Genomic DNA, 13,727 nt, shown 5'->3' with positions numbered 1-13,727 from the left:
GTCTCAGCCGATGATCCGTTTTGACAGGTGCTGGCTGAGCAGCAGCATGTCCGGGTCGATCGGGCTGGCGGGATCTCCGGCCGCGTGGTCGGGGATCTCAGCCAGCACGGCGGCGTAGAGCCGTACAGGGCTGACGGTGCCCGCGGGCCGCAGGACTTCGGGAAGCGGCTCCAGCCCGGTGACGAATGGCCGCAGTCTCCGGTGCACCATCTCCGCACCGGCCGGACGGTCCTCCGGCCTCTTCGCCAGAAGATCAAGAACAAGACGTTCCAATTCAGCCGGTACGTCCGGACGTAGCGCACGCAACGGCGGTGGAGTGTCCTTGACCTGCTTCATCATCACCGAGAAGGACGTCGGCGCGTTGAAGACCCGCTCACCGGCGAGCATCTCGTGCAGTGTGCAACCCAGCGCGTACAGGTCGGTAGCCGCCTCGCTGACGCCCGCCTCCACCTGTTCCGGCGCCATGTAGGCGGGCGTTCCCAGCGATTGATGGGTGTGCGTGATGGTGGAGAAGTCGGCGAGAGTCGGCGCCACCGCGAGCCCGAAATCCAGAACCTTCACCGCGCCGTCGGGCTCCAGCATCAGATTGCTCGGCTTGAGGTCCCGGTGCACGAGCGAGGCGGCGTGCGCGGCCACCAGCACGGCGCAGACCTGCGCGGCGATCGCCGCCGCCCAGCCGATCGGCAGCGTCCCGTGCTCGGCCACCAGGTCGGCGACGCTGATGCCCTGCACACGCTGCATGACGAGGTAGGGCCGACCGTCGTGGACGCCGACGTCATAGACCGCGGGCACCCCGGGGTGTTCCAGCCGCGCGGTGATCCGGGACTCCCGGTCAAAGCGGCGCACCAGCCCTTCGTCATGAACGCCGTTCGGAAACCTGACGAACTTGACGACGACCTCTCTGTCGAGCCGAACGTCACGGCCGAGCCAGACATCGCCCATGCCACCTCGGGCCAAAGGTAGAGCTTCCAGCTCATAGCGACCGTCGACGAGCTTCACTGGCCCTCCCCATCCCGCACACCGCCAAGCCCTGATCCTCCATCAGGCAACCGGGCCGAGGCTAACGGGGTCGGCGTTCCCGCTCCATAGACGAGGCGACTTTCACCCTTGACTATAGTTGCTTTAGTTGCTTTAGTTGCTTTGACATCCACGACAACCCGAGGGAGCCCCCATGAAGAACATCGCGGTCCGGGATGAAACCTATGCACGACTCGAGTTCGCGGCTCGAGTGTTCGATGTTGATATCGCCGAGGTGGTGGCACGCCTTGTGGACAGTTCGTCCGCACAGATGAACGCCCCCACAGACGACTCGGCACCACCTGCAGCACAGCCGGACGAGATCGGAATACATGTCGTCTACCAGGGGAAACGGGTCACCGCAGTGTTCTACGAGTCAACCCGGCAGGTCCGGATCACCTCCGGGCCACTGAACGGCAACACCTACGGCTCGCCGAGCGCCGCCGCCATCGCCGTCGTCGAGATCGCCAATCCGGGCCGCACCAGTCCTCAGACGAACGGCCGCCTCTTCTGGACCATCGACTCGACCAATAAGCCCCTTCGATCGATCATGGGTCGCCGGTAACCGAAGACGGGCTCCGCAACCGGCTGGAGTCGACCACGAACGACAGCCCACCGCCCCGATGGACCGCGGTCCATCGGGGCCCGCCTTTTCGTGTCCTTCGGCTGTTGTTAATATATGCAACAGATCGTCTGTTGACATCGCCAACGCTTTTATGCAAAATCGAAGCGACGAACCTTCCCGTCCGCTCATAGTTCTCTGGCGGACGAGGTTCGTCGTTCGGATTGCCTGACGTAGGTGACGAGACATGCAAACCAGCCTGCGGGTGGCTCGGCGACGACTCGGCCGCGGCGGCATCTGGGGGTGTCATGAACGACGAAACGGCCCTGTTCCGCGAACTGGCGGACCGGGTCGCCGGGCAGCCGGCCGCCGGGCTCGTCCTGGCCGCCTTTCACAGCGACGACGCGCTGCACGCCGTATTGGCCGGCGCGGACGCCCCGAAACCACCGAACGACACGACCGAGACCGCCGACAGCGCGCCGGACGTCTTCCTCGAATCGATCCGGGTGGCCGGGTTCCGTGGAGTGGGGCCGGCCGTCACCCTCGAACTCAAGCCGCGCCCCGGCCTCACCCTCGTCATCGGCCGCAACGGGTCCGGCAAGTCCAGCTTCGCCGAGGCCGCCGAGCTCGCCCTCACCAACGACTCGATGCGCTGGTCGCAGCGCCCGGTCGTCTTCCGGGAGGGCTGGCGCAATCTGCACCACGACGGCGACACCGAGATCGCGGTCCGGCTGCGGCCCGGCGGCGACCGCCCGCCGGTGACCATCCAGCGCCACTGGGACCGCACTGCCACCAACCCGGACGACGCCGCCCTGCAACCCGACGAGCTACTGAACAAAATCGGTCTCTTCCGGCCGTTCCTCTCGGCCCGCGACCTGGAACGAGTGATCACCGCAAAACCTACGGAGCTGTACGACGCTCTCGCCCCGATCCTCGGCCTGGCCCCGCTCGCCGCCGCGGATGCTCGTCTCCAGGCCCGGCGCAAGCAGCGCGAAGATCGGGTCAAGGAGTCCAAGGCCGCCTTCGCCATCCTCCGGAAGGACCTGGCCGATGTCGACGACGACCGTGCCCGGCAGGCGCTGAAGGCCCTCGGCGCCCGTGTCACCAGCGCCGACCTGGACACACTCACCCAGCTCACGGAGACCGGACCGGACAGCGCCGACGCCGCGATCGTCGCCGCCGCGAGGCGACTGATCGACGGCGAGCTGCCGGATGTCGGGTCCGCTCTGCGGAAGCTGGCCGAGGCGCAGGAGGCTTCGGATCGGCTGGCCGGTGGCGCGTCAGCCGCCGCCGGGAACACCGCTGATCTGCTGCGGCGGGCGGTAGAACAGCACGCGGCGGAGGGCGACCAGCCGTGCCCGGTGTGCAGAACCGGTCGTCTCGACGACCCCTGGCGAGCCGCGGCGGAGGCCGAGATCGCCCGTCTGGAGGCCGCCGCCACCGAGTCACGGACGACGGCCCAGCGCCTGGATCACGCGACGAAGAGCGCAGATCAACTGCTTGATTTTGTACGCCGGGAGCTGGGTTCCGCCGCGACGGCCCTGGCCGGTGTGCTGCCTGAACCGGCGCAACGCATGTCCGAGACGGTTTCCGGCCTGCCACGAACGACCGCGGGGGTCGCGGCCGTTATCAGCGGGTGGCAGGAGCTGCTGACGGCGTACACGCAAATGGTGGAAAGCACGACCACGTGGCTGGTGCGCAGGCAGAACGTGTGGCGGGAGCCGGGTGCCGCCCTGCGCCGCTGGCTGGACGCCGCGGTGGTGGTGCGCGGTGAGGCCCCGGAACTCAGCCGGCTCGTCGCGGCGCGGGCCGCTCTGGGCAAGGCTGTCGACGCGATCCGGGCGGAGCGGCTGTCGGCGTTCGTCGGGCACTCAGAGCACATCTGGCGGCGGCTGCGGCAGGAGAGCAACGTCGAGCTGCGGCAGATGCGGATGGAGGGGACGAGTACACAGCGCCGGGTGCGGTTCCCGGTGACGGTGGACGGTTCGGAGGCGAACGCCCTCGCCGTGATGAGTCAGGGTGAGCTGCACGCGCTGGGGCTGTCGGTGTTCCTGCCGCGGGCGTGCGCGGACGCCAGCCCGTACCGGTTCGTGATCGTGGACGACCCGGTGCAGAGCATGGATCCGGCGAAGGTGGACGGGCTGGCCGAGGTGCTCGGCGAGATCGCCCGGAACCGGCAGGTGGTGGTGTTCACGCACGACGACCGGCTGCCGGAGGCGATCCGCAGGCTCGGGGTGGAGGCGACGGTCTGGGAGGTGAGCCGGCGGGCGCGTTCGCTGGTCGAGCTGCGGATGGCCGACGATCCGGCGGACCGTTATCTCGCCGACGCCTATGCGCTGGCCGCGGCGCAGACGTTGCCGGAGGAGGCGCGGCATCCGGTGGTGGCCGGGTTCTGCCGGTCCGCGATCGAGGCAGCGTCGATGGATGCCTACCGCGCGCGCCGGTACCGGGAGGGGGCCACGCACCGGCAGGTGGAGGAGAAGCTGGCGCCGGCGAACACCGTGCGGCAGCGGCTGACGCTCGCTCTGCTGGATGATCTCAAGCGTGGGGACGAGCTTTACGGTCACCTGAACGACACATACGGTAGCTGGGCGGCCGACACGCTGCGCGCGGTCGCCGAGGGCGCACACGGCGCCCGCCGGATGGCCATGCCGGCGTTGGTCCGTAACACCGACAACCTGCTGGAGAAGCTGCGATGAGCACCTATCTGGCCACCGCCGACCGGCTGCTGACCACCGCCGTGCCGGGCGCCCGGGGCACCTGGCCGCGGGCTTGCGCCTGGCTGTTGCGGCTGGAACTGGAGGCGGTGATGGACCGGTTCTGGGCGCGGGTGGGCCCGGAGATCGGCCGGACCCGCGCTCAGCGGCCCAAGCTGTTGCTGCTTTCCGCGTACGCCGGTGAGGAGTTGGCCCGCCGGGCCGGTTATCTGTGGTGGGCGCTGTCGCGGGCCGGGCACCACCACCGGTACGAGCTGGGTCTGACGGTCGGCGAACTGGTGCGGTTGCGTGCCGAACTGGTCGCGGTCGCCGAGCAGCTGATGCGGGCCGGGCACCCGTGAGCGAGTGGCAGCCGCCCCGGGAGGTGGCCACGGATCTCGTCTACCGGAGCCTGTTCACCTCCCCGGAGCCGGATCTACGAGAGCGGGCGGCGGAACTGTTCGCCGCCTGGGCCACCGGCAAGAACGTTCCGGTGGACGCGGGCACCCTGCTCGACGGCGGCTCCGCCGAGGCCGAGTCGGACGGCACCCGCCGGATCGCATCGGGCAGCGTCGGCGCTTACTCGGATCGAGCTGGTGGACAGCAGCTCGAAGCCGCGGTGTTCCGGCTGGAGGAGCACCCCGCGGACGGCAGCCGGTGGACGACCTCGCTACGGATTGCCGTTCCGCATCAGACCGGGCAGAAGGATACCGAGCAGCCCTGGGTCTGGCTGGATCTGGAGCATCGCCGGACGCCGGACACGGCTCCGGTGCGCCCGGGCAGCCCGCGCCTGATCCGGGATCTGCTCGCCGCGGTGGAGGGCGTGGACGCCTCGCTGCCGTTGACGGCCGAGGTCCTCACCATCACCGAGAGCCATGTCGGTGAGCTGTGCGGCTGGCTGTTCGACACCGGGCGCCGGGTGCCGGTGATCGTTTTCAGCCCGGATCCGCAGATGGCCGAGCAGCAGGAGCGGTTCGCGGCGAAGCTGGCGCGTGATGTCACCGGCGTGGCGGTGGTGGTGCGGTTGCGGGACGCGTCGGCGGCGGCGGCCTTCTCCCGCCGGGTCGGCCCACATCTGCACGTGTACGGCGGCGGCATGCGCACCTACCTGCCGGGGCTGGTGCCGAACGAGCCGTTCCCGCGGCGGCACCGGATCCTGTCCGCGGCGAGCATGCGCGCGCTCGGACAACGGTCGGCGAACGCCGTACGAGATCAGGTCCTGGCCCTGTCCACCCGCCGGGCGCAACCCGCGTCGTACGTCCTGGTCCGCCGGGCTCTGTCGCGGGGTTCCGCGGAGGTGGAACGCAACGCGCTGCAGGATCTGCTGCGCAAGTCCCAGCGTGAAGCCGCTGACGAGATCGCCATGCTGTACGCCGAGGTGGACGACCTGACCGCCCAACTGGCCGCGGAACAGGTGGCCCGGGAGCAGGTCGAGGATGTCCGTCTGCAGTGGGAGCTCGGCGAGATCGAGCTGAACGACCTGGAGCGGGACAACGACCGCCTGCAGGCCCGGGTCCGCTGGCTGGAATCGCAGTTGGCCACGCATCAGGTGCACGTCGCCGGCCAGGAGACACCGGACCGGATCGTCCCGCCCGGCCAGGTGGTCGAGGTCCTGGAACTGGCGGCGGCCCGGTTGCCGCACCTGGTGATCGGGCCGACGGCGGACGCGGCGGCCGGGCTGGACGTGCATCCGCAGGCGGAACGGTGGGCGCTCAAGGTGTGGCAGGCGCTCACCGCGCTGAACGCCTATGCCGCGGCGCGCGCGGCCGGCACTTGGAGGAACTCGTTCCTGGCGTGGTGTCAAGAACCGCCGTCGGGCGGCATCGCGGTGCCGGCGACCTGGGTGGCCCTGAGCGAGTCGGAGACGACCGGCACGACACCGAGGCTACGAGAGTCCCGGACGTTCCCGGTGCCGGCGGTAGTCGATCCGGCCCGGCGCGTCTTCATGCAGGCCCACGTCAAGATCCAGCAGGGCGGCTCCCCGTGCCCTCGCCTCCACTTCCACGACGACACCGGTGGCCGGACCGGCCAGGTCCACGTCGGCTACGTCGGCGACCACCTGCCGACCGCGAACTTCCGCTGATCCAGCCTGATCCGCCCGCGAGCACGAAGGGGACCACGCACCGATGACCTCGCTGAGCCACGACGAGGCTCCAGCCACCATCCGGTCCAGAACAGCCGCGCTCGCCGCCTACCTGCTGGCGGTCCGCGCACAGATGGAGAAGCCGTCGCGCACCGTGCCGACGACGGCGACCGTCTGGCAGCACCGGCTTCCCCTGCACGCGAAGTGCCGGATAGGTCCATACGGCGATGACGGCGCCTGGCTGAGCGTCGGCCGGCCGGTGCGACCACACCCGGTGGCCGTCCCGAACGGTGTGGCCGAGTCGCTCAGCGAGCGCCCCTCCGCGGAACGCGAGCCGCAGTTCCACGCGCCGTACGGCGTCACTCCAGAGCAGGCCGAACGACTCAAGGCCGACTTCGCGGACTGGCGCGAACGTACCTGGCGTCCCTGGGCCGCCGAGGCGAAACCCGTGATCGAGACCCGGCTGCTGCACGGACGGCTGCAGGACTTGCGCAGCCGGATCGACATGAACTCCGCCACTGAGGAACTGGTGTGGGGACACGGCATCGTCACCCTGGAGGTCGGCGCCGACCACGTGCGGTACCCGCTGGTCGTCACCCCGGTGGCCGTCGACTACGACCCCGATCAGGCGGTCGTCAGCGTCGCCCCGCAAGGCCCGGCCCGGTTGCAGATCGATCCGCTGGCCGGCATCGAGGACCAGAATCTGCGGCAGCTTCTCGCCCTGGCCGACAACGGCCTCGTGACCGTCGATCTCTGGGACGACCTGGAACGACGCGAGCTCTTCGAACGAGCGCTGCGCCGCCTGGGACACGACCCGGTGCTGCGCGCCGCCGGGGAACCGGCTGTCACCGGGCCACACATCCACGACACCAGCGTGCTCTTCATCCGTCCCAAACAGCGGATGCTGCGCCGGTTCATGGAATCGTTCCGGGACCGCCTGCTGAACGGGGACGCCGACGGTGTCGGCGCGCTGGCGTCGATCCTGGCCCATCAGCCGAGCCGGTTGCGGATGCCCGGCGACCAGCCGGAACGGTGGGCGCCGGTGGGCGGCCGGCTGCTCATGCCGCTGCCGACGAACGAGGCCCAGGAATCCATCGCACAGCGCCTGTCGCGCAACCGCAACGTCGCCGTGCAGGGTCCGCCCGGCACGGGCAAGACCCACACCATCCGCAATCTCATCTGCCATCTCATGGCGCACGGCAAACGGGTGCTGGTGGTGGCGCAGAAGGAGGATCCGCTGCGGGTCCTGCGCGACGGCCTGCCGGACGAGGTCAAGGCTCTGTGCCTGGCCGTGCTGGGCCGCTCCGCCGACCAGCTGACACAGTTGCAGCTCGCCGCCCGCGAACTGTCGGACCGGGCGGCCACCCTCGACCAGAACCGCGCGCAGCGGCACATCGACGCGCTGACCGCTCAACTGGAGGAGACCGAACGGGAACTGGGCCGCGCCCTCGGTTCGCTGCGGTCGATCGCCGAGAACGACGGGCGGACGTACCGGATCGACGGCGCGCTCCTCGGCCCGGCCGATGTCGGGCAGTGGCTGACGGCTCGCGAGGAGGCGTACGGGGACATCCCCGACGCCGTCCGCGACGACCTGCCGCCGCCGCTCGACGCCGGCGAGTTCGACCACCTGATCCGGCTGGCCACCACGCTGACCGGACCGGACCGGCGACAGGCACTGCGTGCGCTGCCGTCCGCCGCTGAGCTTCCCCAGGCCGGCACCGTCCGCCACGACCGGGCCCGGGTCACCGCCCTGGCAGCGGAGCTTCAGGCGCTGGCCGCTGAAGGCGTGCACCTGGACGCCGTACGCGACGCCGGAACGGCCGCCTTCGCCGAGCTGAGCCGCCGCCTGCACGACGCGGCTGAGCTGCTGCAGCGCCGTGAGGGCGCCTGGGTCGACCGGCTCGGCCGTCAACTCACCGACCCTCGATGGCAACAGGACTGGCAGCAGCACGTCGCCGCCTGTCAGGAGGCCCTGACACGGCTCTCCGCACTCGCCAACGATATCGGCGGGCACCGGGTGTCCGTACCGGAACCGCAATTGAGTCAGCCCCGGCAACTGCAGGCCGATCTGGCCGTGATCCGCCAGCGTTTCGCCGCCGGCAAGGGCGTGAGCCGTGTCTTCCAGAGTTCGCTGGCGCGCCTGGCCGGAGAATGCCAGGTCGACGGCGAACCGCTGCGAACCACCGACGACGTCGACGTGGTCGTCGCCCACGTGACCCGCCACCAGGTCCGCGCCCAGCTCGCCGGCCGATGGCAGGACTGGACCCAGTGGCTGGACATCCCCGCCACGGATCAGCAGGGTCTCCCGGAGATGTGGGCCGGCAGCCTGATCGACCAGGCCCGGATCGCGATGAGCTGGGACAGCCAGGAGTGGCCCGCCCTGTACGCCACCCTGCGCCGGATGCTGCCGCGGCTGGAACCTCGCGCGGACAGTGGGACCATGCGCGCAGTGGCCGGCCTGCTGAACCGTGCCACGGCGGTGTTCGAACACGACCGGCTGATCGAGGCGCACCAGGCGATCAGCGCCTATCTGCAACAGGGAATGGCCCAGGCGGACGCGAGTGACCTGTGGCGGGTGCTGGACCTGCACTGGCAGGACGAGGGCCTGACCGGTTGGGACGACCTCGGCGGGGAGATCCGGCGGCTGGCCGCGTTACGCCCCGACGCGCGAACCTTCGCCCAGCTCTTGGCCCGGCTGTCGGCCGTCACGCCGGCCTGGGCCGCACAGATCGACGCCGGTACGGCCGTGGCGCTGCACGGGACGGGCGCCGACTGCCTGTTCCGCTGGCGGTGGCGGCAGGCGCAGACGTGGTTCGACACCGTCGTCGGCGACCTCGACGCGGAACTCCTCGGCCGCCGAGTGGAGCGCTGCCGCGAACGCATCCGGCAGTCGACCCGCGAACTGGTGGTCGCGTCCGCGTGGCTGGCGGTCTCCCGCGCACTCGACGACCGCAAACGTGCCGCCCTCGCCGACTGGGCGACCTCGCTGCGGAAGATCGGCAAGGGGACCGGCAAGAAGGCCGCGCACTGGCAGGCCGAAGCGCAACGGCAGATGTCGGCGGCGGTCGACGCCGTCCCGGTCTGGGTCATGTCGATCGACCGGGCCATCGAGCAGTTCCCCGACGGCGCCCGGTTCGACGTCATCATCGTCGACGAGGCCTCGCAGGCGGACATGTTCTCGCTGCCCGTCCTCAGCCTGGCCGAACGTGCCGTCGTCGTCGGCGACGATCAGCAGATCGGGCCACAGCTCAGCTTCGTCGGCGACGTCCAGGGACTGATCGGGGCGCACCTCGACGACGTGCCTTCGGCGAATCAATTCGATCCCGAGGGCAGCCTGTACGACCACGCGGTACGGCGCTCGGAACGGATCCTGCTGACCGAGCACTTCCGGTGCGTACCGCAGATCATCGAGTTCTCCAGCATCAACTACTACGAGCACAAGATCGAACCATTGCGTACGGACCGGCCGGCCGGCATCGGTGAACCCGTGCGGACCGTATTCGTGAGTGAAGGGGTCCGCCAGCCGGTCGGCTCGTACTCGAGTGTCAACGTGGCCGAGGCGCAGGCGCTGATCACCCGGGTGGAGGAGATCGTCAAGGATCCGGCATACGACGGGAAGACGCTGGGCGTGATCAGCCTGCTCAGCACCAGCGATCAGGGCATGTACCTATTACACGAGCTGCGCAAACGGATCGGGGAGGACGAACTCGAACGACGCCGGCTGCGGGTCGGGGACTCGTACACGTTCCAGGGCGACGAGCGTGACGTCGTCCTGTTGTCGCTCGTCGCCTCCGCGAACGACGGCCGGATCGCGGCCTTCACCAAACGCGACTACCACCGCCGGGTGAACGTCGCCGCCTCCCGGGCACGCGACCAGCTCTGGGTCTTCCACTCGTTCCAGCCGCAGGACGTGCCCGCCGACGACGCCCGCGGCCGGCTCCTCACCTACTGCCAGAACATCGGAACCACCACCGATTCGTACGACGACCTGGAGAAACGCTGCGACAGCGACTTCGAGCGGGCGGTCCTCAAACGGATTCTGCTGCAGGGTTTCCGGCCCCTCCCCCAGTTCAAGATCGGCAGCTACCGCATCGACTTCGTCCTCCCGCTGGCCGACGGCCGCCGCCTGGCCATCGAGTGTGACGGCGACGCCTACCACGGCCCGGACCAGTGGGAGGCCGACATCCGGCGCCAGGCGCTGCTGGAGCGGGTCGGCAACTGCGTGTTCTTCCGCATCCGCGGCAGCGTCTTCAGCCGCGATCCGGAGCGAACCCTGGAACCGTTGTGGCAGCGCATCGATGACCTCGGCGGCGTCGCCCCTATCTCCGCTCCCGTTACCGTCCCCGCGGCCGCTGACACCGTACTGACCGAAGACACCGAACAGCCGATCCGCGACGAACGGGCGCCCGGCACGGCCGACGTCCCGGACGGCTGGCATTGAGGACTGCTCCTCGGCGATATCCATCGACTTCAGGTGCTCGCTCGTACGCAGGCAGAGCCGCCGCGCGATCCGCGCGGCGGCTTCGGCTACCGGGTCAGGCTCGGATTGAACTCGCCGGCCTCGCGGTCAGCCCGCGCCGTGACCGGGTCCACCAGGCCGTACCGGTGGCGGGTGACGCACGCCCGTCGCCCCCTCGGAAACCACCCGCACCAGCCGGCCGGCGGCCGGGAAGGTCTCCTTCGTGAGGTAGTGCGGGCGGTTTTTGCTCTCGTGGTGCATGCGGCCCACGTACTCGCCGATCAGACCCGGCGACATCGCCTGGAAATCGCCCATGCCGATCACCGCGACGAGGATGGTGACGTAGCCGGGCTCGTCGGCGCCGTGCAACAGCACGCCCGCCACCACCCCGATCGAGTAGAACGCGGCGATCGTGGTGGCCGCCAGGCCGCCCGTCGATCGCCAGTCGCAGCGGTCCGTCGTGGAAGGACTGCAGGCCGTCGATGGCGTAGTCGACCAGCTTGCCCGCGGTCCACCGGCTGGCGCCGGACCGGCGCTGTTCGTTGGGCGTACGGCAGAAGAACGGTGTGGAATCCGAACCAAAGAGAACAGGCCCGTGACGAAGCCCGGCCAACGAGCATCCGGTGACGCCGGCCTCGCCGTCGTCCTGGTGAGGCGACGTTCGGTAGGCCGGGAAAGCCGCATCAGGCGAACTCGATAAGCGGTGCCGCCCGCTACGGCTACCGCCGTTATGACGAATCTGCCGTCCACAGTGGCCGGAAAAGCCGACGGTTCGGGTGATCGGCGAACACAGCGATCCCCCGAACACGCTGGCTAAGCTGCCGGGCATGTCGATACCTTTTGATCTCTGGGGGCAGCGGGGCTGGGCCGGCATGGACGTGGCCGGCGAGTCGCACTACGTGAAGGAGATCCGCAGCCTGTTCGGCGCCGACCTCAAGAAGGACGATGCCGAACTGACGATCACGGTGCGACTGGTGCCCGACCCGAAGAACAGGTTCGACCGCAATGCCGTCGGCGTCTGGGCCGGAAGCCGACAGGTCGGTCATCTGCCGCGTGACGAAGCGGCCAGGTACGCCCCGGTACTCACCTCCATGATCGCCCAGGGATGGGAACCTCAGGTATCGGCACGGGTCTGGGCCTCGCAGTGGACCGGCTACGACGGCAGCACCGAGCTCAGTGCCTCCGTGCGACTGGATCTGGCCGAACCGCACATGCTGGTGCCCGCCAACACGCCACCGAAGACCCCGCACCGCATGCTGCCGGTCGGCGGCGCCATCCAGGTCACCGGAGAGGAACACCACCTCGACGCCCTCAGCCCCTGGCTGCGGCCCGAAGGCCAATGCTGGGTCCACGTCACCCTGCACGAGGTCACCGAGCAACTGGCCCGGAGCTCGCGCACTGTGGTGGAAGTCCGTATCGACGATGCCCGCGTGGGTCAGCTCACCCCCAAGATGAGCGGCGAAGTGCTACCCGCGATCCGTCACCTGGCCGACGACGGCCTGACCACCGGGACGCGGGCGATCGTCAAAGGCAACCGGATCAAAGCCGAGGTAGTGCTCTACGTGGCCCGTGCCCACGAACTACCCGACAGCTGGCTCACCGGATCATCCACCAGTACACCACCGGCGACACCAGCGGAGCGGATGGCACCGCAACCCGTGGTGATCCCCGCCGCGGCGTCCGCGCCGGCCGTCAGACAAACCCACGGTCCTATCCCCCCACCGCCCCAGGGCATCAGATTCACCGTCCCGCCGGGATGGCCGCAACCCCCGGCGGGCTGGTACCCGCCACCCGGCTGGCGCCCCGACCCGACCTGGCCGCTGGAACCCGACGACTGGCAATGGTGGGTCCCTTTCTGGGACCGGTAGTCCCAACAGCGCCGACGGCATCATCGACTTCAGGTGATCGCTCGTACGGCGCCGGAGCCCCCGCACGAATCGCGCGAGGGCTCCGGCTCTCACTACGTGAGCCCGACGGCGATGACTTCCATCGATGCCTTGTGCTCCTTGATCGCTTGCTCCGGATACCGTGGCTAGCTTGGCGACCTTGTCGATCAAGTCGGAACCACGGCTTTCAGACCGTGGTTACCGTCCCTCCGGTCGGCCGCGGGCCGGCTCCGGTCGCCGGGTGGCGTGCTGCGTTACTGTCGTCGCATGTCGGCTCCCGAACGTCGCCCGCCCCCGGGCCGCCCATTCCCATGAGTCCCGGCGGCACCGACGCGAGCCTGCTGGAGCTGGTGGTGGGCTTCTTCATCGCGGCCACGGTGATCACTGTGATCACGATGGTGGTGCGCCGCCGGAACGGCAGCCGGGATCTGCTGGGCGCACAGGTCCGTGAGATGCGGTCGCGGGCCGCCGCCGCGGCGTCGCCGGACGCGGACACCCGCGGGTGGGACGAGGCCGCCCGGATCGCCGACGCCCGGATCGCCGACGCCCGGATCGCTGACCCCCGGATCGTTGACGCCCGGATCGCTGACCCCTGGATCGCCGACCCCCGGATTCACGAAGCCGCCCCGCGCGCTCCCGGGCCTGACGGCGCGCCGGCCTCTGATGCGACCGCCGCGCCACTCGACCCGGGATCGCCGGATGTCGCTGTGGGGAGTCCGCCGGCTCAGGACCCCACCGCTCCCCCGGACGGGTGGCAGCCGGTGCCGGGTGGGACGGGTGACGCGATGGCCGACGCGTTCACCTGGTTGCGGATCGCGGCGCTTGTCGAGGCCGGGCAGCGGGAGCAGGCGATCGAGCTGATCAGCAGCACGATGGGTGTCTCGATGGAGGAGGCCGGGACGCTCGTCGACGGGCTGACCGACGCGGGCGGGGAGCAGCGCCCCGCCTGACGCCCCCCGGACATGCGCGCCACCGGACATGCGCGCCCCGGACACCCGCCCCGGCCGGGGAAGTGGACCCAGGG

At 69.9% G+C, this 13,727-nt stretch carries 9 protein-coding genes; 7 read left to right on the top strand and 2 right to left on the bottom strand.

Translation table 11 applies throughout. The annotated features are described in order from the left end of the window. Positions 1-3: 3 nt before the first annotated feature. Positions 4-999 carry a serine/threonine-protein kinase gene (locus ACQ0O7_RS24305; RefSeq protein ID WP_430784547.1) on the bottom strand — a complete coding sequence of 332 codons (996 nt, stop codon included), beginning with the start codon at positions 997-999 and terminating at the stop codon, positions 4-6. A gap of 172 nt (positions 1,000-1,171) precedes the next feature. On the opposite strand from ACQ0O7_RS24305, the gene ACQ0O7_RS24300 reads away from it, so the two are divergent. From ACQ0O7_RS24300 to ACQ0O7_RS24280, 5 genes are all read left to right on the top strand, one after another. Then, positions 1,172-1,582 carry a hypothetical protein gene (locus ACQ0O7_RS24300; RefSeq protein WP_430784545.1) on the top strand — a complete coding sequence of 137 codons (411 nt, stop codon included), beginning with the start codon at positions 1,172-1,174 and terminating at the stop codon, positions 1,580-1,582. 305 nt (positions 1,583-1,887) lie between these two features. Further along, complete coding sequence (locus tag ACQ0O7_RS24295; protein ID WP_430784543.1) at positions 1,888-4,278, top strand: AAA family ATPase; 2,391 nt, start codon at positions 1,888-1,890, stop codon at positions 4,276-4,278. After that, complete coding sequence (locus ACQ0O7_RS24290) at positions 4,275-4,637, top strand: hypothetical protein (RefSeq protein WP_430784541.1); 363 nt, start codon at positions 4,275-4,277, stop codon at positions 4,635-4,637. The genes ACQ0O7_RS24295 and ACQ0O7_RS24290 overlap by 4 nt, the downstream gene beginning before the upstream one ends. Further along, complete coding sequence (locus ACQ0O7_RS24285; protein WP_430784539.1) at positions 4,634-6,358, top strand: hypothetical protein; 1,725 nt, start codon at positions 4,634-4,636, stop codon at positions 6,356-6,358. Before ACQ0O7_RS24290 ends, ACQ0O7_RS24285 begins: the two co-directional genes overlap by 4 nt. A 43-nt stretch (positions 6,359-6,401) precedes the next feature. After that, positions 6,402-10,799, top strand: coding sequence for an AAA domain-containing protein (locus ACQ0O7_RS24280; RefSeq protein WP_430784537.1), 4,398 nt, complete (start codon positions 6,402-6,404; stop codon positions 10,797-10,799). Positions 10,800-10,925: 126 nt separating this feature from the next. On the opposite strand, the gene ACQ0O7_RS24275 is transcribed toward ACQ0O7_RS24280, so the two are convergent. Beyond that, positions 10,926-11,201, bottom strand: coding sequence for a hypothetical protein (locus tag ACQ0O7_RS24275; protein WP_430784535.1), 276 nt, complete (start codon positions 11,199-11,201; stop codon positions 10,926-10,928). Between the two features lie 443 nt (positions 11,202-11,644). Here ACQ0O7_RS24275 and ACQ0O7_RS24270 point away from each other — a divergent pair, with 443 nt between their 5' ends. Both ACQ0O7_RS24270 and ACQ0O7_RS24265 read left to right on the top strand, forming a co-directional pair. Beyond that, entirely contained in the window at positions 11,645-12,685 is a 1,041-nt protein-coding gene (locus tag ACQ0O7_RS24270) for an HIRAN domain-containing protein (protein WP_430784533.1), read from the top strand. 329 nt (positions 12,686-13,014) lie between these two features. Beyond that, positions 13,015-13,653, top strand: a complete 639-nt coding sequence (locus tag ACQ0O7_RS24265) for a hypothetical protein (RefSeq protein ID WP_430784531.1) — start codon at positions 13,015-13,017, stop codon at positions 13,651-13,653. Positions 13,654-13,727 lie beyond the last annotated feature (74 nt).

It is taken from the genome of Actinoplanes sp. G11-F43 (assembly GCF_050589265.1).
GTDB lineage: Bacteria > Actinomycetota > Actinomycetes > Mycobacteriales > Micromonosporaceae > Actinoplanes.
The sequence above is the reverse complement of the archived record's forward strand: the minus strand, read 5'-3'. Positions and strand labels throughout refer to the sequence as shown.